This is a genomic window from Shewanella sp. FeAMO, from assembly GCF_053653955.1.
Window position 1 is genome coordinate 1,561,978 of record NZ_CM132201.1, and the last position, 19,053, is coordinate 1,581,030.

The window sequence follows — 19,053 nt, forward strand, 5'->3', positions numbered from 1 at the left end:
AAACGGAGGCGTTTGCCTCCGTTTTTGTACGGTTTTTCTATTACTTGGTCATCCGCTTGTACTTGAGTCTGTGTGGCTCAATCACATCGGCACCGAATTGGTTTTTCAGCCAGGCCGAGTATTCTGTGTAGTTACCTTCGTAGAAGTTAACCTGACCCTCGTCACGGTAGTCGAGGATGTGAGTACAGATACGGTCGAGGAACCAACGGTCGTGCGAGATCACCATGGCGCAGCCTGGGAATTCCAACAGCGCTTCTTCCAGTGCCCGCAGAGTTTCCACGTCCAGATCGTTGGTCGGTTCGTCGAGCAGCAACACGTTGCCGCCAGCCTGCAGCAGCTTGGCCAGATGCACCCGGTTACGTTCACCACCGGAAAGTGAACCGATGATTTTCTGCTGATCGCCACCACGGAAGTTGAAGCGACCGACATAGGCGCGGCTCGGGATCTCCAGATTGTTGATCCGCATTATGTCCTGACCGCCGGAGATCTCTTCCCAAACCGTGTTCTTGTCGTTCATCGAGTCACGGAACTGTTCCACAGAGGCGATTTGGACTGTATCACCTATCTCGATTTCACCGCTGTCCGGCTGCTCGGCGCCGCTGAGCATTCTGAACAGGGTCGACTTACCGGCACCGTTGGCACCGATAATACCGACGATGGCGCCCTTGGGAACGCTGAAGCTTAAGTTGTCTATCAGAATCCGGTCACCATAGCTCTTGGTGAGATTGCGCACCTCAATCACCTTGTCACCCAGGCGAGGACCGGGCGGAATAAACAGCTCATTGGTCTCGTTGCGGCGCTGATAATCTGAGCTGTTCAACTCTTCGAAGCGGGCCATACGGGCCTTGCCCTTGGACTGACGTCCCTTGGCACCCTGACGCACCCACTCCAATTCCTTGGCAATCGTCTTCTGGCGGGCGCTTTCGCTGGCGGCTTCCTGCTTCAGACGGGCATCTTTCTGCTCCAGCCAGGAGGAGTAGTTGCCCTGCCATGGGATACCTTCACCCCGGTCCAGTTCCAGGATCCAGCCGGCGGCATTGTCGAGGAAGTAACGGTCGTGGGTAATGGCGACCACAGTGCCTGAGTATTCCTGCAGGAAGTGCTCCAGCCAGGCAACGGATTCGGCATCAAGGTGGTTGGTCGGTTCGTCCAGCAGCAGCATCTCCGGCTTTTCCAGCAGCAGACGACAGATGGCCACCCGGCGACGTTCACCCCCGGAGAGCACCTCCACCTTGGCGTCCCATTCCGGCAGACGCAGGGCATTGGCGGCGCGCTCGAGAATATTGTCCAGATTATGGGCATCCTGGGCTTGAATGATGGCTTCCAGCTCGCCTTGCTCCTTGGCCAGGGCGTCGAAGTCGGCATCCGGCTCGGCATAGGCCGCATAGACTTCATCCAGACGCTTGAGGGCGTTTTTGGCTTCGCTGACGGCTTCTTCTATGGTTTCCCGTACTGTCTTGTTGGGATCAAGCTGGGGCTCCTGGGGCAGGTAACCTATCTTGAGTCCCGGCATGGGACGGGCTTCACCTTCAATTTCTGTGTCCAGACCTGCCATGATTTTCAACAGGGTGGATTTACCCGAGCCGTTGAGACCCAGAACACCAATTTTGGCGCCGGGGAAGAAACTCAATGAAATATCTTTGAGGATCTGCTTTTTGGGCGGCACTATTTTGCCGACCCTCAGCATGCTGTATACAAACTGAGCCATATTGTTTCTCTGTTGTCCTGAACTGAGTTTTCCTAAACTGGCGGCAGTTTACCAATTTGCCAGGGCTCCTGCCAGATGCGGCCGGATAGCGGCACCATTGTTCAGCAAATGAAACATAGTCATCTGCTGACACAAGGATTTTCATCATCCAGCGACTGGGATATTTGTCACACTCAGAGTAGAATACCGCGCAACCCTACCAATAAGATTTGCCAGCTGGAGTGACAGATGCTGAAGAAAAGTATGAACATTGCCGACTATGATCCTGAGCTGTTCAAGGCGATTGAGGATGAAACCCGTCGTCAGGAAGAGCACATTGAGCTGATCGCCTCCGAAAACTACACCAGCCCCAGAGTCATGGAAGCCCAGGGCTCACAACTGACCAACAAGTATGCCGAAGGTTATCCAGGCAAGCGTTACTACGGTGGTTGTGAGTATGTCGATGTGGTGGAGACTCTGGCAATTGAGCGTGCCAAGCAGCTGTTTGGCGCTACTTACGCCAACGTTCAGCCACACTCAGGTTCACAGGCCAACAGCGCGGTTTATATGGCGTTGCTGCAACCCGGCGATACCGTACTGGGGATGAACCTGGCTCACGGTGGTCACTTGACCCACGGCTCTCCGGTTAACTTTTCCGGCAAGCTGTACAACATCATTCCTTACGGTATCGATGAGTCCGGCAAGATTGACTACAGCGAACTCGAAACGCTGGCGCTGGAACACAAGCCCAAGATGATCATCGGCGGCTTCTCGGCCTACTCAGGCATAGTTGACTGGGCCAAGCTGCGCGAAATCGCCGACAAAATTGGCGCTTACCTGTTTGTCGATATGGCACACGTGGCCGGTCTTATCGCTGCCGGTGTTTATCCTAACCCTGTGCCGCACGCCCACGTGGTGACTTCGACCACTCACAAGACGCTGGCCGGTCCCCGCGGTGGTGTGATTCTGTCGGCTGCCGACGATGAAGATCTGTACAAGAAGCTGAATTCCGCGGTATTCCCGGGCGGTCAGGGTGGTCCTCTGATGCACGTTATCGCCGGTAAAGCCGTGGCCTTCAAAGAAGCACTGGAGCCGGAGTTCAAAACCTATCAGCAGCAGGTGGTCAATAACGCCAAGGCCATGGTTGAGGTATTCCTCGAACGCGGTTACAAGATAGTTTCCGGCGGTACCAGCAACCATCTGATGCTGGTGGACCTGATTGGCCGTGAGCTGACCGGTAAAGAAGCCGACGCCGCTCTGGGCCGTGCCAATATCACAGTCAACAAGAACTCAGTGCCTAATGATCCCCGCTCACCCTTTGTGACCTCCGGGGTGCGTATCGGTACACCGGCCATCACTCGCCGCGGTTTCAAGGAAGCCGAAGCCCGTGAACTGACCGGCTGGATCTGTGATGTGCTCGACAATGCTCACGATGACGCCGTTATCGAGCGCGTGAAGGGCCAGGTGCTGGAACTGTGCGCTCGCTTCCCTGTTTACGGTTAACCTTTTCAAGGGAATAGGATAAACTTCGATGGCCGCTGAATTCAGCGGCCATTTTTGTTTCTGCCATTTAGCAGCAGCCGCTGCCGGCAACTGAGCACCAGGAGGCATAATGCATTGTCCATTTTGCAGTGCGACGGATACCAAGGTGATAGATTCCAGGCTGGTGGCAGACGGTCATCAGGTGCGCCGTCGCCGGGAATGTACTCTGTGTCATGAACGCTTTACCACCTTTGAAGGTGCCGAGCTTGTCATGCCCAGAGTGATCAAGCGCGATGGCAGCAGGCAACCGTTCGATGAGGACAAGCTGCGCGGCGGTATGCTGCGCGCCGCCGAGAAGCGTCCGGTTTCCATGGATAAGATTGAAGAGGCGATCAGCAAGATCAAGTCCACCCTCAGAGCCACAGGCGAGCGGGAAGTGACCTCGGAAATGATCGGCAATCTGATGATGGATCATCTTATTGAGCTGGATAAGGTGGCCTATATTCGCTTTGCCTCTGTGTATCGTGCCTTTGAAGATGTGTCAGAGTTTGGTGAAGCGATTGCCAAGCTGGAGAAAAAATAGGCTGTCAGTCACAGCCAACTGTTAAGTAACGGAAACCCTCATGTGGTCCAATACTGATATCGCCATGATGAGCCGCGCCATAATGCTGGCTCGCCGTGGCCGTTATACAACCCGCCCCAACCCCAATGTCGGCTGCGTCATCATAGATGCCGATGGCAAGATTGTCGGCGAAGGCTGGCACCAACGTGCCGGTGAGCCCCATGCCGAAGTACATGCCCTGAAAATGGCCGCTGACAAGGCCCGCGGTGCTACTGCCTATGTCACCCTCGAACCTTGCAGTCACTATGGTCGCACGCCGCCCTGTGCCGAAGCCTTAATTAAACATGGCCTCAAGCGGGTGGTGGTGGCAATGACAGATCCCAACCCTCAGGTGGCCGGCCAAGGTATCGGCATGCTGCAGGAAGCCGGGGTTCAGGTGCAGAGCGGTCTCTTGGCCGAGCAGGCCAGAGAGTTGAATCCGGGCTTTTTATCGCGGATGGAGCGAAATCGCCCCTGGGTCACCCTCAAGCTGGCGGCGAGTCTCGATGGCAAGACGGCACTGGCCAACGGTGAGTCCAAATGGATAACCGGCCCCGAGGCGCGCCGCGACGTGCAAAGGCTCAGAGCCCGCAGTTGCGCTCTGCTCACCGGCATTGAAACCGTATTGGCCGATGACCCTTCCCTGAATGTCCGGCACGCTGAGCTTGGCAGCCTGGGTGAAACCCTCAGCGAGCAACAGCTTATTCAACCGCTGCGAGTGATACTCGACAGCAACTGCCGTATGCCGCTCGATGCCAGGCTGTTGCAAATTGCCAGCCCGGTGCTCTTGGTCAGCTGCCGTCCCTATGAGGATGAATTCCTAGCCGCTTTGCCGCCTTATGTCACCACTTTGGTGCTGGCCGGTGAAGGCAACAGGGTCGATATCGCGGCGCTGATGCAACACCTGAACCAGAGCTGCAATGCGGTGTTGGTCGAAGCCGGGGCAACGCTTTGCGGCGCCTTTATTACCGCCGGGTTGGCCGATGAGATGCTGCTTTATCAAGCCCCGAAACTGCTTGGCGCCGCTGGCCGAAACCTGCTGGCCTTGCCAAACTATCAGCAGATAGCCGATACCCCGGCGATACGGGTAACTGATCAACGTAAGCTGGGCAATGATACCCGGCTTACTCTCAAGATAGGTGATTGAATGTTTACCGGAATAATTGAAGCTGTCGGTACAGTGCGGACGCTGGAGCGCCGTGGTGATGATATTCGTCTGACTGTGGCCAGCGGCAAGTTGGATCTCAGTGATGTGCGTCTGGGCGACAGCATTGCCACCAACGGCGTGTGTCTGACCGTGGTTGAACGTCTGGCGGAGGGTTATGTGGCCGATGTTTCGGCCGAAACCGTCAGTCTCACCGGCTTTGACCGCTACAGTGTCGGCACCAAAGTCAACCTGGAAAAGGCGGTCACGCCAAACACCCGCTTGGGTGGGCACTTGGTCAGTGGCCATGTGGATGGTATGGCGCGGGTCATCAGTGTGACTCCAAGGGGCAAGGCGCTGGAGTTTTGGCTCGAGGCACCCGTTGAGCTGGCCCGTTACATCGCCCATAAAGGCTCCATTACCGTCGATGGCGTCAGCCTCACAGTCAATGAGGTCGATGGCCGTAATTTCCGTCTCACCATAGTGCCGCATACCGCCAGTGAAACCACTCTGCTTGAGCTGCGCCCCGGCGATAAGGTCAATCTGGAGGTGGATCAGATAGCCCGCTATCTTGAGCGTCTGATGCAGCACAAAGAGGAAGCGCAGCCGAGCGAAGGTGTCACCCTGGCTATGCTCGCCAAGGCCGGCTTCATGCGCTAGATGTGCGCCAGCCCACTGGTTATCGCGCGCTAACAGGTTAGAATTCATTGATTACACAGAACAAGAGATAAAGGTCTTACAATGGCGCTACACAGTATCGAAGAGATCATCGAGGATATTCGTCAGGGCAAAATGGTTATCCTGATGGACGATGAGGACAGAGAAAATGAGGGCGACCTCATCATGGCGGCGGAGAAAGTCACCCCGGAAGCGATCAACTTCATGGCTCGCTTCGGCCGTGGTCTTATCTGCCAAACCATGACCAAGGCTCGCTGCCAGCAGCTGAATCTGCCGCTGATGGTCAGCAATAACAACGCCCAGTTTTCGACCAACTTCACCGTCTCCATCGAGGCCGCTGAAGGGGTGACCACAGGTATTAGTGCCCATGACCGCGCCGTGACAGTGCAGGCGGCTGTGGCTAAAAATGCCAAGCCGTCCGACATAGTTCAGCCGGGGCATATTTTCCCTTTGATGGCACAGGATGGCGGGGTGCTGGTGCGCGCCGGTCATACCGAAGCCGGTTGCGATCTGGCGCGTTTGGCCGGTTTGGAACCTTCGGCTGTGATCGTGGAGATCCTCAACGAGGATGGCACCATGGCGCGCCGTCCGGATCTGGAAGTGTTCGCCAAGGAGCACGGCGTTAAGATGGGCACCATTGCCGATCTGATCAACTACCGCAATAACACAGAAACCACAGTGGTGCGTGAGGCCAAGTGCAAACTGCCTACCCGTTTCGGTGAGTTTGAGCTGCATACCTTCCGCGACACCATAGACAATCAACTGCACTTTGCCATGGTCAAGGGCGAGATTGTTGACAATATTCTGGTGCGGGTACACCTGCAAAACACTATTAATGACCTGCTGTTCTCTGAGCGCGACGAAGTGCGCAGCTGGCCGCTTGAGCAAGCCATGGCGCGGATTGCCGCCGATGGTGGCGTGCTGTTGCTGCTGGGTAACCAGGAGCCGAACGAGAGCATTATCGCCAAGGTCAAGGCTTTTGAAGCCGAAGACAAGGGTGAAGTGCCGGTGACCGCCAAATGGCAGGGAACCTCCCAAAGGGTTGGGGTAGGCTCACAGATTCTGGCGATGCTTGGTGTCAACAAAATGCGCCTGCTCAGCTCGCCCAAGCGTTATCACTCTTTGGGGGGCTTTGGCCTGGAAGTCACTGAGTATATTCCCGGCGAATGAGCCGACAGAATTAATTAACCATTTCCGAATAATTGCATAGGGCGAAGGGGTAAATTGCGTGCTATCATAGCGCCACTTTTTGCCCCCGGCCGGGTGCTTTAGCTAAGTTAGGTAAGATAATGAACATAGTTCAAGGTAATATCGAAGCAAAAAACGCCAAAGTCGCGATCGTTGTATCCCGTTTCAACAGCTTTGTGGTTGAAAGTCTGCTGGAGGGTGCCGTAGACACTCTTAAGCGTTTCGGTCAGGTAAGTGAAGACAACATCACTGTGGTACGCGTACCTGGTGCTTTCGAGCTGCCTTTGGCCGCCCGTCGTGTTGCCGCCAGTGGCAAGTTCGACGGTATCATCGCCCTGGGGGCAGTGATCCGTGGTGGTACACCACACTTTGATTTCGTTGCAGGTGAATGCAACAAGGGTCTGGCTCAAGTGGGTCTGGAATTCGATATCCCGGTCTCTTTCGGGGTACTGACCACAGACACTATCGAACAGGCCATTGAGCGTTCCGGCACCAAGGCTGGCAACAAAGGCGGCGAAGCTGCCCTGGGTCTGCTGGAAATGGTGAACGTGCTGCAACAACTTGAGCAACAGCTGTAATACAGGAAAAAGCATGAAGCCTTCAGAGCGCCGCAGAGCCCGCCGTTTAGCGGTTCAAGCCATCTATTCATGGCAACTGAGCGGGAACAATATTGCCGATGTGGAGCACGAGTTTCTGACCGAGCAAAACATAGACGGCGTGGATGTCGCCTACTTCCGTGAACTGTTCACCGGAGCGGCAACCAAAAAGGCTCAACTGGACGAGTTAATTGCCCCCCATCTGGATCAGCGTCCCATGGAGGAGGTGGATCCTGTGGAGAAGGCCATTTTGCGTTTGGCGGCTTACGAGCTGACTTTCCGCAAGGATACGCCTTACAAAGTGGTGATCAACGAGGCTATCGAGTTGGCCAAGGCGTTCGGCGCCGAGGACAGCCACAAGTTTGTCAATGGCATATTGGACAAGCTGGTAGCTCGTCGCTGAACCAGAAAGAAATTAGACAAACGGTATCGTAAGATACCGTTTTTTCATTGGAAAACCGGGAGGCTGCGAACCTGTGGCCAAGTCAACAGTGAAAGAATTTCAACTTATCGAGCGCTATTTTCATGGTCGTGGCCAAGCGCGCAAAGATGTCCGCCTCGGCATAGGTGACGATTGTGCCCTGGTGCACCCCGCCGAACACAAATCCATTGCCATCTCCTGCGATACCTTGGTGGAAAATGTCCATTTCTTGCCGGACATGCCGGCCCAGGCATTGGGCTACAAGGCGTTGGCGGTCAACCTATCCGACCTCGCTGCCATGGGGGCCGAGCCCGCATGGATGACCCTGGCACTGACCATGCCCAGTGTCGATGAAACCTGGCTGGAGCAATTCAGTGCAGGTTTATTTGAAGCGGCTGATTACTATGGTATTTCTCTGGTCGGAGGCGATACCACCCGCGGCCCGAGAGCCATCAATATCACGGTTCATGGCCAAGTGCCGGAGGGCAAGGCGCTCACCCGTAGCGGTGCCCGCGCCGGTAATTGGATTTATGTCACAGGTTCCCTGGGGGATTCAGCCCTGGGGCTGGATATTATCCGCGGTGAATTGAAGGCGAGGGCAGAGCACAAGGAATACCTGGTTAACCGCCATTATCATCCTTCCCCCAGAGTTCTGGCCGGTCAGTCGCTGAGAGGCTTGGCGTCGAGCGCCATAGATCTCTCTGATGGCTTGCTGTCGGATATCAAGCATATCCTCAAGGCATCGGCCGTCGGTGCGGTTATTGAAGTGGATAAGCTGCCGCTGTCCCAGGCGATGAAAGATACTGTCACAGCGGATGCGGCACTCGACTATGCCCTCTGTGGCGGCGAAGACTATGAGTTGCTGTTCACTGTGCCGGAAGCGCAGCGCGGCGCACTGGAAACCGCCTTGGGCCATGCCGGAGTCAAGTTCTATCAAGTCGGCCAGATCCTCGCCGGTAATCAACTCAGGCTGCAATATCATGGCGAGGTATTCGAGCCGCAACAGACAGGATTTGAGCATTTTTAGATGAAGTGGTTTGCTCATGACGAGGCGCTCGCAAGGGTCAGCCTCAAGAACCCGGTGCATTTTCTGGCACTCGGTTTTGGCTCCGGCCTCGCGGCCAAGGCGCCGGGGACCTTTGGAACCTTGGCAGCCGTGCCTGTCTATCTGTTGCTGTCCCAGTTCAGTTTGGGGGTGTATATTGCCGTGACGCTGCTGGCCTGTATCGGTGGCATCTATCTGTGCGGCAAGACTTCCAAAGATATGGGGGTGCACGATCACGGCGCCATAGTTTGGGATGAAGTAGCAGGGTTACTGATCACCATGATTGCAGCGCCCGCCGGTGTACTCTGGTTGCTGCTGGGCTTTGTGTTGTTCCGCATTTTCGATATCTTCAAGCCCTGGCCCATTCGGGTGCTGGATGCCAAGGTACATGGCGGTCTTGGCATTATGGCCGATGATATTCTGGCCGGTATCTTCTCAATGCTATCACTGCAGGCGATTGTTTGGGCGGTAGGCTGAAACAGCCTTGAGCTGAAACGTATAAGCCTTGAGCTGAAATATATAAGCCTTGAGCCGAAATGTATAAACCTTGTGGCGGGTTTCAATCTCTTGATTCCTGCCGTTGACTCAGCATAGTCCGCTAACCCTCATTGAATACCAGGCGCCATCGATTCGGCGCCTTTTTCATTGGTCTCTCCTTCTGCTCATATCTACCGGCTCGGTTTAAGGCCGTTACTTGGGCGCTTTATGCCTAATCCCCAAAGCCGACTATCCTTAAGGTATGGGGAAACCCACCCGGGGGCGTTATGAAAGGCTGGCCGGCCAATACTTTGTTCCGGCGCTGCGGCTGTGTAGGACTCTTGGCTCTGTTGTGGATCTTGCCTGGCTTAGGTGCAGACCACGTCCGGCCAAAGCCTTACTCCCCGGCCGCAGCGCCGACCATTACCCTGCTCAGTGTCAAAGGAGCCATAGGGCCCGGTGTCAGCGACTATCTGATCCGGGGGATAGAGAGTGCAGCTGCAACCCCAGGCAGTCAGTTGGTGTTGATCACTCTGGATACCCCGGGAGGCCTGGTATCCAGCCTGCGGGATATCAATCAAGCGATTCTCGGTTCCAGGGTGCCGGTTGCCTGCCTGGTCTATCCATCCGGTGCCCGCGCAGCCAGCGCCGGGACTTACATCTTATATGCCTGTCATATCGCCGCCATGGCGAGTGCCACCAGTCTTGGGGCGGCAACACCTGTGCAACTGGGACCCATGGGAAATGAGCAACCGGAGCCCAAGCCGTCAGAGAATGAAGCCAAAAAACCTGTAGGCGACAGCAACAGTCAAAAACTTGAGCGCAAGCAGCTCAATGATGCCATTGCTTATATTCGGGCACTGGCGGAGCTGCGTCAGCGTAATGTCGAGTGGGCGGAGAAGGCGGTGCGGGAAGCGGCGACCCTGACGGCCTCGGAAGCGCTGGAGGCCAATGTTATCGACTATATCGCCGATACGCCGCAGCAACTCCTGGCCATACTTGATGGCAAGTCGGTAGCCATGCCAGGTGGTGCTTGGATACTCAAAACCGAAAACGCCATAGTGCTGGATCGCAGCCCGGATTGGCGTGCCCGTTTCATCAATCTGCTGACCAACCCCAATATCGCTTACATACTGATGTTATTAGGGATCTACGGTTTGCTGCTGGAGTTTTACAGTCCTGGCGCCATGTTGCCCGGCGTAATAGGAGGGATCTGTTTGCTGTTGGCCTTGTATGCCTTCCAGCTGCTCCCCATCAGCTATGCCGGTGGTGGTTTATTGCTCTTGGGAATTACTTTGCTGCTCGCCGAGGCCATGCTGCCGAGCTTTGGGATTTTAGGTTTCGGCGGCCTGGCCGCCTTTGTGCTGGGGTCGGTATTTTTGGTGGACAGTGAAGTGGAAGCCTTTCGTATCGCCTGGCCTGTGATCGCTCTGGTCAGCGTCGTGAGCCTGCTGTTTTTCCTGCTACTGATCAGCTTTGTGTTCAAAACTCGCAAATTGTCCGGAGTGGCCGGCGCCGAGGGGATGGTAGGGAAATATGCCAGGGTGATAGACGGCTTTCCCGGGCGCGGCCGGGTGCACTTTATGGGGGAAGATTGGCAAGGTGATTGCGAACAGGCCTTGAGCCCAGGGCAACGGGTGCGGGTTTTGGGCCTTAAGGGGCTGGTACTCAAGCTGGCCGAGGTGAAAAGTGGTGATATCGAGCTGACTGAAAATCAACGCAGAGGAGACTGACATGGGCGAAGCTATCAGCGGTAGTTTGAATATTTCCTTTGGGGTGTTATTGGTGCTGTTTGCGGCCTTGCTTATCAGCATGTTCCGCATCCTCAGGGAGTATGAACGTGGGGTGATTTTCTTTCTTGGGCGTTTTTACCGGGTCAAGGGGCCTGGGCTTATCATACTGATCCCTGTGGTGCAGCAGATGGTGCGGGTGGATCTTCGAACCATAGTGATGGATGTGCCCTCTCAGGATGTGATCAGCCGTGATAATGTCTCGGTGCGGGTCAATGCCGTGCTCTATTTTCGGGTAGTCGACCCGCAAAAGGCGATTATCAATGTGGAGAACTTCCTCGCAGCCACCAGTCAACTGGCACAGACCACCCTGAGATCCGTGCTCGGTCAGCATGAGCTGGACGAGATGTTGGCCAACAGGGAGATGCTCAATGCCGATATTCAAAGGATCCTCGACTCCCACACAGATGCCTGGGGCATCAAGGTGGCCAATGTGGAAATCAAGCACGTGGATCTCAATGAGAGTATGATCCGCGCCATCGCCCGTCAGGCCGAGGCGGAGCGGGAGCGGCGGGCCAAGGTGATCCATGCTCTGGGGGAGATGGAAGCTTCGGAAAAACTGGTGGAAGCGGCGCAGACGCTGGGGAAAGAACCCAATGCAATCATGCTGCGCTATCTGCATACCCTGACGGAAGTGGCGGCGGAAAACAATTCGACTATCCTGTTTCCGCTGCCGCTTGAGTTACTGAGTAAATTAAACGGTGCATTTAAAGATTTAACCGAAAAATCAAAAAACTAGCCAGAGAGCTGTTTAAAATACCAGCTATTTACAATAGGTTTATATATTGTTACTTTGAGCAGTTATTGGCGTTTGTGATTTGCTCGGTAGTAGGCCCGCCGAGTCAGTGACTTGAAGTCACCAAGCGCCGATTATCCATAAAAGTGCTAGATACTCAGTGTTAAGGAAGACGCGCCATGTTCAACTTCTCGCAATCTACTAAATCTATCCCTGTTTCAGTATCCAAACTGTCGCTATTGCTCCTGCCTCTTATATTCGGTACTGCCCAAGCCGGGTTGGATGAAAGTTATCAGGCCTATCAACAAGCGTTGGAAAAGGGTGACAAGGCTCAGATAATTAGTGCTGCCGAGCAGGCCTATGCCGACGGTAAAGCCAAATTGGGTGCAACCGATAGGACGACTTTGGCGTTGTCGATGAATCTGGCCAAGGCGCTGCAACAGCCGCGTAATCTGATGTTGGATGAGCAGGGAATTGCCAATCAGCAAAGGAGCAAAGTCTTATATCAGCAAGCGTTGCAAAGCTATCAAGCGCTGTATGGCGAACAGGCCTTGGAAGTGCTCGACCCTATGATGGGGCTTGCGCACAGCAGCAATCCCAAAGAGGCGGCTAAGCTTTACCAGCAGGCCATAGCCTTGGCTGATGGCAAAAATGACCGGCTGCTGTCCGCCGCAGTGCGTCTCGAAGCTTTTAACGATCTCGTTGTGACTGAGGTTTATGACCGCGAGGCTCGGGCCTATGCCCTCGATGCCCAGAAGATTTACCACGAACTTGCACCAAAGGATTCATTGCAGAGGGTCAATGCCGATACAGCTGTGGCAGCCATCTATCTGGCGGAGCAAAAGTACGTCAAGGCCGAACCTCTGTTGCTGGAAGTGATAGAGCAGCTCAAGGTATTACCCTTTGATGCGCCTGTCGCGCTGTCGGCTCATGCCTATCTGGTCGAACTCTATTCCCGCAATGGAGAAGAAGACAAAGCGACTCAACACTGTCAGGCGATAGGCAATATGCGCCCCTGGAGTGTGGATCAGGAGCAGCGGCCCTTGTTTCGTGCCGTGCCCGGTTATCCAATTCAGTACGCCAGGATGAGCCGAGAAGGTTGGGTCAACGTGGAAGTGACTGTAAACGAACAGGGCTTTGTCAGCCATGTGGAAGTGCTGGATTCCAAGGGTGGCAAGCAGTTTGAAACCGAAACCGTCAAAGCCGTGTCAAAGTGGCGTTATGCACCCAAGTTTGTCGATGGTAAGCCCGTTAGTGCCAAGACGTGGTCAAAGATTTCCTTCACGCTTTAAGGCTGCAGAGCGGATTGTAGCCCAATAAAAACGCCGGCAGTTGCCGGCGTTTTTGTCTTCCTCATCCTGAGTTAGATAAGGAAGACATTCAGGCTACAGGCGCCGTGGGCACCAACCACCAGGGCCTGCTCAATGTCAGCCGTCTTGGATGGGCCAGCAATAAACACCCCAAACTCACCCGAGTCCAAGATTATCTTGTCGGCCGCTTCATGCATGTTGGCGACAATGGCATCGGCTTCCAGTACCAGGAACAGGTTCTCACAGATAAAGGGCGTGATCCTGTGGGACAGAGATTTCTGACTGACCCAGATGGCACCATTTTCGGCAACACCCACTTGACCCTTGATCACGGCATAATCGATATCACGCAGATCATGGCTGTCAGCGGGCACTTCACGGTTACCTGTTACCCCTTCCACCTGAGAAATCACTTGCTTGCCTTCGGCAATCAAGGCATCGACCTGCTGCTGCAGCTCGGTAAAACCACCACGCTTATGCAGCTTGCCGGCAACGGTTCCCAGATTGGTTTCAAACTGACCAATCAGGTCATCCAGTCGGGGGGCCACATCTATGGTCGGCATATTGTGTCCTTCAAGTGCACAGGACTTGAGGGCATCCAAAATAAGAGATTTGCTGGACATCTGGTTAGCTCCTGTTTTTCTTGAACCAGGCCTCGAAACTGGAGGCGGGTGCCTTGGGCAGTTCACGATATTTACCCCAGGCGCCGGAGAACGGCTTGAGCAGGCTGCCGGGCAGTATTCTCAAGCCCAGTCTTGCCATACTCATGGAGCAGTTCAGCATAGTGGTGCTGGCCATAAACTTACCGACCAAAGGCATATAACTGCCTTTGCCATATGGCAGTTGACCCGACTCGGCCTTGAGGCGACGCTGACGGAAGATGATCTTGTCCAATGGCACCTTGGTGGGGCACACATAGGAGCAAGAGCCGCACAGGGTACAAGCCCAGGCGATGGAGTTGGTGTCATCGTGCTGGGCGCCTACGGCGATGCCAATCGGGCCCGGGATGGTGTAGTTGTAGCTGTAGCCACCACTGCGACGATATACAGGGCAGGTGTTCAGACAGCCACCACAGCGAATACACTTGAGCGACTCGGCCAGGATCTTGTCCTTGAGCATCTCGGTGCGGCCGTTGTCCACTATGATGACATGCATCTCGCCACCGGCCTGTGGGCCGCGGTAGAAGCTGGAGTAGGTGGTTACCGGTTGCCCCGTGGCGTTACGGGCCAGGGTGCGCAGATAAACCGAGGCACTTTCCACTGAAGGTACCAGCTTGTCTATCCCCATGGAGTGCAGTTGCAGCTTGGGCAGGTTACAGCCCATGTCAGCGTTGCCTTCGTTGGTGCAGACCACTACCGCACCTTTGTCGGCGATAGCCATATTCACCCCAGTCATGGCTGCATCGGCACTGAGGAATTGCTCACGCAGATGGGCTCGGGCGGCGCGGGTCAGGTAAGTTGGGTCGCTGGCGCCGGCTTCTGTGCCCAGTTTTTCATGGAACAACTCGCCCACTTCCTCTTTCTTGAGGTGAATGGCGGGAACCACAATATGTGAAGGTGGCTGCTTTTTCAGCTGAATGATACGTTCACCCAGGTCAGTGTCTATAACCTCTATGCCCTTGCTCTCGAGAAAGGGGTTGAGGTGGCACTCTTCGGTGAGCATGGACTTGGACTTCACCAGTTTCTTCACCTGATGGCGGGCCAGAATCTCATGCACTATACGGTTATGCTCGGCGCCGTCTTTGGCCCAATGCACTTGAATGCCGTTCTGGATACAGTTGGCTTCGAACTCTTCCAGATACTTGGCCAGATTGGTCAGGGTATGCAGCTTGATAGCCGAACCCAGATCCCTCAGCTGTTCCCACTCGGGCAGGCTGCCGGCGGCGCGGTCGCGTTTTTCCCGCAACACCCACAGGGCTTTGGAATGCCAATCGACTCTGGACTCATCACGGCAGAAGATCTCTGCCTGGCTGGCGTGGGCGTTGGCCCCTTGTGTCTGTGACATGGCTATCTCCCTAAATGGCAGCGTTGAGGATCTGCGCCAGATGGCGGGTTTCAATCGGCAGCTTCTGGCGGCGGATCATGCCATCCAGATGCATCAGACAGGATGGGTCGAAACCGACGGCAAAGTCTGCTCCCGTGGCCGCATGGGCCTGAGCCTTGTCTTTACCCATCTTGGCCGACACTGCACCTTCATCCACCGCAAAGGTACCGCCGAAGCCACAGCATTCGTCGCGGCGATCCGGATAGGTGATCTCTATGCCGGGAATGCGTTCCAGCAGGGCTTCCATCTTGTTGTAACGTGGGCCCATATATTCGCTGGGGCTGGCGAGATCCAGCATACGGATACCGTGACAGCTCAACTGCAGGCTCACTTTGTGGGGGAAGGCCTTGGGGAAGCTCTCTACCGGGGCGACATCGTGCAGGAACTCGGTCAGTTCGTACAGCTTGGCGATAACGGCTGCGGCTTCCGGGCTGTCGTCAAATTCATGGAAGTTTTCCTTGGCTGCCACCAGGCAAGAGGCGGCAGGACAGACGATAGCGTCGCATTCGACTCCCTTGAAGGCGTTGAGCAGCTTCAATGTGGTGTTGCGGGCTTCGTTAAAACAACCCGAGTTGGTCATGGGCTGACCACAACAGGTTTGGCCTTCAGGCAGGATCACCTGGTGCCCCAGTTTCTCCAGCAGTTCCAAGGTGGCGATGGCCACATCCGGCAGCATCTGGTTGACCAGACAGGGAATAAACAAGGCTATCTTCATTTGGTGTTTCCTAATTGGATGTTGCTTGCGTTAACCGACATCATCTATGTCCGGTGTGGCCAGATGCTTTCTGACTCTGTATTTGAACATCACCTGACATAGGGTAAATATGCTTGAATATAAGCCTATAACCACACAATAAATAGTGCTAATTCAGTAAATGAGTAAAATCTTTTTTGCAAAAATGAGAATATTGTAACTATCTGATTTTTATTGATTAAATATCTTGGTTTTTGTTTCGTAATCCGAACGGAAATCCATTATTTGACACAGATGAAAAAAGAGGGAGCTTAGTGCTCCCTCTACTCGGTTATCAGCGGCTGCATTCCTCCAGCAGATAGGCCAGGTGGCGGTATGAGATGCCACTGTGGTGGCTCAGGCCCACCTCACACATACGGTTGGCATAGTAGCCTTCCTTGAAGTCAGTGGGGATGAGTTTCTTGATGTTCCGCAGTGCCGAGGCGTTGATCTCAGGTTTGTAGAGACCTTTCTCACCGGCATAACCACAACAATCGACGCCGGCAGGGCGCAGTACCTTGTCGGAGCAGGCATCGGCAATGGCTTGCATCTTGGGTTCCAGCTTCATTTTGCGAGCCGAGCACCCCAGGTGCAGTGCCACATTGACTTTCTTGGTGAGGGTGAGTTTCGGCAATACCTTGTCGTGCAGGAATTCGACCAGATCCAGTAGTTCAACCTTGGGATTACCGGAAAGGGCACGGTAGGTACAGGAGAGAGCATCGACAACCACGGGCAGCTTGCCGCCTTCTGTCATGGCGCTGAGTGTATCGATAAGCTCATCACGCTTCATGTCGGCATTTTTGAAATCCCCTTTGGATTCCCACATCTGGCCGCAGCACAGATTGCGGGTCTTGGCCGGCGTAATCACGTTATAGCCGGCACGCTCCAGCAAGGTCACTACCACTTCAGGTAGGGTGCGGTCATCGGGATCCAGCGGCGTTGGGCCGAAGGTGCGGCCGCCGCAAGCGGCGAAGTAGACCACGGTTTCCTGGTTGGCTTTGGGCGCCGAAGGCTTGGGCAGCTTACCGCCTTTGGGGAAGTCAGGGTTCCAGTAAGGCACTTCTTTGGAAATCGCCCGGCCCATGTTCATCAGCCCTGAGGTGATACCCGTGCCCGTGAGTTTGTGTATTGTGCCCAGGGCATCAAAGCCTGTGCTCAGCACCTGGTTGACGGCGCCCCAGTGCTTGGCCTGGAAGTCCAGAACCTTCTGCTCTGTGGTGGTGATGTAGGGAGTACGCAGCTTGCGGACCAGTTGGCCCATGCTATTGTCTACCGGGCAGGCAATGGTACACAGCTGACAGGCGGCGCAGGTATCCACTACATCATACTTGGCGGCGGCACGCATCTTCTCGGCCGCTTCCTTGTCGCCGCTCTGTTCCAGACGCTCTATTTCACGCAAGGTGGCTATCCGCTGTCTGGGTGACAGGTTCAGCGCCGAGGTGGGGCAGGTCTTTTCACAGAAACCGCACTCGATACACTTATCGACCAGGTCATCCACTTCGGGACAGGGCTTGATATTCTTGATGTGTACCTGCTTGTCGTCGTTGAGGATCACCCCAGGGTTCAGCAATCCTTCGGGATCGAAGATCTGCTTGATGTTTTTCATCAGGGTGTAGGCGTCACTACCCCATTCCATTTCCACAAAAGGTGCCACGGCGCGGCCTGTGCCGTGCTCGGCCTTCATCGAACCGTCGTACTTGTTGATCACCATATCGGCGACCGCTTCCATAAATTGATGGAACTGTTCGATATCGGCCTGGGAGCCGAATTTAGGGGTAATGATAAAGTGGAAGTTGCCGGCCAGCGCGTGGCCGTAGATCACCCCTTCAGGATAGCCGTGCTTATGAAACAGCTCGGTCAGATCGTGAGCGGCACTGGCCAGGTTTTCAACCCGGAAGGCCACGTCTTCGATGATTACCGAAGTGCCCTTGGGACGCTCACCACCGATAATGGGGAATAGGCCGGAGCGCATGGCCCAATATTTACCGTAAACGGCCGGGTCACGGCTGAAGCTGATGGGGCGCTCGGTCTCAATATGCGCCAGCTTGGCGATAACGTCCTGGGTATAGCGTTCCAAAGTTTCATCATCATTGGCGCGGGATTCTATCAGCAAAATCGCAGCGCCTTCCGGCAGTTCGGCAAGCCAATCCGGCATACCCTTTTTGCCTGTTACCGCCTTGATGGAGGCCCAGTCCAGCAGCTCGGCCGCAGCCACGCTTTCGCCCTGAATAGGGGGGATTGCCCGGGCTGCATCTTCCATATTGAAGAATACTGCCATGGCCGAGGCCTTGAATTTAGCTTCGTCCACTGTGTGATAGGTGACTTCGTTAACAAACGCCAGGGTGCCTTCGGCGCCAACTATGATGTGGTTGATGATATCGAAGGGGTCTTCAAAATCCACCAGGGCGTTGAGGCTGTAACCTGTAGTGTTTTTAATGGCGAACTTTTTACGAATTCGCGCTGCCAGTGTCTCATTACCGCGAGCCATGGCACCCAAATCTGCCAGTGCCTTGAGTAGTTCGGGGTGTGACTGACGGAAGGCTTCTCTGGACTCTTCGCTGCCGGTATCCAGCTCTGTGCCATCGGCCAGCAGCAGTTTTACTGAGGAGATGGTTTGGTAGCTGTTTTGAGCCGTGCCGCAGCACATACCGGAAGCGTTGTTGGAGACGATACCGCCCACCATGGCCGAAGCCAGAGTTGCCGGATCCGGGCCGATTTTCTTATTCAAAGGTTTGAGGGCGGCGTTGGCGTCGGCGCCAATAACAGCCGCACCCAGAGTGACCTTGTTGCTGTCTTCACTGATATCCAGAGTGCGGAAACCGTCGAATCCCAGGATAAGCAAGATGCCTTCACCTATGGCCTGACCCGACAGACTGGTACCTGCGGCGCGGAAAGTTACCGGAGCGCCGTAGCTTCTGGCCACCGCAAGAGTACGTTTTACCTGCTCCAGCTCTTCGGCATGTACCACCACCTCGGGCACTATTCGGAAATAGCTGGCATCGGTTGACCAGGCAAAGCGGCGCACAGGATCATCACTGACGGCGGCTTCTCCCAACTGTTTACGCAGGTCGCGGATCACGGCTTCATAGTTGATAGACATAAGACATTTCTCTACACATTAA

General features: G+C 55.0%; 17 protein-coding genes. 12 read left to right on the forward strand and 5 right to left on the reverse strand.

Annotated features, from left to right (window positions below; translation table 11 throughout):
* Positions 1-40: 40 nt before the first annotated feature.
* A complete protein-coding gene (gene ettA, locus ACWAU4_RS07070) occupies positions 41-1,708 on the reverse strand; it encodes an energy-dependent translational throttle protein EttA (RefSeq protein ID WP_025887609.1) in 1,668 nt (555 codons plus the stop codon).
* Between the two features lie 228 nt (positions 1,709-1,936).
* On the opposite strand from ettA, the gene glyA reads away from it, so the two are divergent.
* The 12 genes from glyA (at position 1,937) to ACWAU4_RS07130 (ending at position 13,137) form a co-directional block, all read left to right on the forward strand.
* Positions 1,937-3,190: a serine hydroxymethyltransferase gene (gene glyA / locus ACWAU4_RS07075; RefSeq protein ID WP_025009435.1), complete on the forward strand. Its 1,254-nt coding sequence runs from the start codon at positions 1,937-1,939 to the stop codon at positions 3,188-3,190.
* A 109-nt stretch (positions 3,191-3,299) separates the two neighbouring features.
* The gene (gene nrdR, locus ACWAU4_RS07080) at positions 3,300-3,752 is read left to right on the forward strand and encodes a transcriptional regulator NrdR (protein WP_025009434.1); all 453 of its coding nucleotides are present in this window, start codon (positions 3,300-3,302) and stop codon (positions 3,750-3,752) included.
* A 40-nt stretch (positions 3,753-3,792) separates the two neighbouring features.
* On the forward strand, positions 3,793-4,917 hold the full coding sequence (ribD, locus tag ACWAU4_RS07085) for a bifunctional diaminohydroxyphosphoribosylaminopyrimidine deaminase/5-amino-6-(5-phosphoribosylamino)uracil reductase RibD (RefSeq protein ID WP_109248318.1): 1,125 nt from the start codon (positions 3,793-3,795) through the stop codon (positions 4,915-4,917).
* Positions 4,918-5,574 carry a riboflavin synthase gene (locus ACWAU4_RS07090; RefSeq protein ID WP_062793311.1) on the forward strand — a complete coding sequence of 219 codons (657 nt, stop codon included), beginning with the start codon at positions 4,918-4,920 and terminating at the stop codon, positions 5,572-5,574. It abuts the gene before it with no gap.
* Between the two features lie 81 nt (positions 5,575-5,655).
* Positions 5,656-6,762, forward strand: a complete 1,107-nt coding sequence (gene ribBA / locus ACWAU4_RS07095) for a bifunctional 3,4-dihydroxy-2-butanone-4-phosphate synthase/GTP cyclohydrolase II (RefSeq protein WP_208125661.1) — start codon at positions 5,656-5,658, stop codon at positions 6,760-6,762.
* A gap of 119 nt (positions 6,763-6,881) precedes the next feature.
* Positions 6,882-7,358: a 6,7-dimethyl-8-ribityllumazine synthase gene (gene ribH, locus ACWAU4_RS07100; protein ID WP_025009431.1), complete on the forward strand. Its 477-nt coding sequence runs from the start codon at positions 6,882-6,884 to the stop codon at positions 7,356-7,358.
* A gap of 13 nt (positions 7,359-7,371) precedes the next feature.
* Positions 7,372-7,779, forward strand: coding sequence for a transcription antitermination factor NusB (gene nusB / locus ACWAU4_RS07105; protein WP_025009430.1), 408 nt, complete (start codon positions 7,372-7,374; stop codon positions 7,777-7,779).
* 88 nt (positions 7,780-7,867) lie between these two features.
* Positions 7,868-8,824: a thiamine-phosphate kinase gene (thiL, locus tag ACWAU4_RS07110; protein ID WP_208126127.1), complete on the forward strand. Its 957-nt coding sequence runs from the start codon at positions 7,868-7,870 to the stop codon at positions 8,822-8,824.
* Positions 8,825-9,319 carry a phosphatidylglycerophosphatase A family protein gene (locus ACWAU4_RS07115; protein ID WP_025009429.1) on the forward strand — a complete coding sequence of 165 codons (495 nt, stop codon included), beginning with the start codon at positions 8,825-8,827 and terminating at the stop codon, positions 9,317-9,319.
* 287 nt (positions 9,320-9,606) lie between these two features.
* Positions 9,607-11,052, forward strand: a complete 1,446-nt coding sequence (locus ACWAU4_RS07120) for an NfeD family protein (protein WP_454290513.1) — start codon at positions 9,607-9,609, stop codon at positions 11,050-11,052.
* A 1-nt stretch (position 11,053) separates the two neighbouring features.
* Complete coding sequence (locus tag ACWAU4_RS07125) at positions 11,054-11,848, forward strand: slipin family protein (protein ID WP_025009427.1); 795 nt, start codon at positions 11,054-11,056, stop codon at positions 11,846-11,848.
* Positions 11,849-12,024: 176 nt separating this feature from the next.
* Positions 12,025-13,137 (forward strand): energy transducer TonB, encoded by a 1,113-nt coding sequence (locus tag ACWAU4_RS07130; RefSeq protein WP_052657966.1) that lies wholly within the window; start codon positions 12,025-12,027, stop codon positions 13,135-13,137.
* A gap of 71 nt (positions 13,138-13,208) precedes the next feature.
* Here ACWAU4_RS07130 and ACWAU4_RS07135 read toward each other — a convergent pair whose 3' ends face one another.
* The 4 genes from ACWAU4_RS07135 to ACWAU4_RS07150 all read right to left on the reverse strand — a co-directional run bounded on the left by ACWAU4_RS07135 (position 13,209) and on the right by ACWAU4_RS07150 (position 19,031).
* Positions 13,209-13,778 carry a LutC/YkgG family protein gene (locus tag ACWAU4_RS07135; protein WP_054744010.1) on the reverse strand — a complete coding sequence of 190 codons (570 nt, stop codon included), beginning with the start codon at positions 13,776-13,778 and terminating at the stop codon, positions 13,209-13,211.
* A gap of 4 nt (positions 13,779-13,782) precedes the next feature.
* Positions 13,783-15,159, reverse strand: a complete 1,377-nt coding sequence (locus tag ACWAU4_RS07140; RefSeq protein ID WP_062793310.1) for a lactate utilization protein B — start codon at positions 15,157-15,159, stop codon at positions 13,783-13,785.
* Between the two features lie 10 nt (positions 15,160-15,169).
* Entirely contained in the window at positions 15,170-15,913 is a 744-nt protein-coding gene (locus tag ACWAU4_RS07145) for a (Fe-S)-binding protein (protein WP_045282525.1), read from the reverse strand.
* Between the two features lie 313 nt (positions 15,914-16,226).
* Positions 16,227-19,031: an FAD-binding and (Fe-S)-binding domain-containing protein gene (locus ACWAU4_RS07150; protein WP_107005697.1), complete on the reverse strand. Its 2,805-nt coding sequence runs from the start codon at positions 19,029-19,031 to the stop codon at positions 16,227-16,229.
* Between the last annotated feature and the right edge of the window lie 22 nt (positions 19,032-19,053).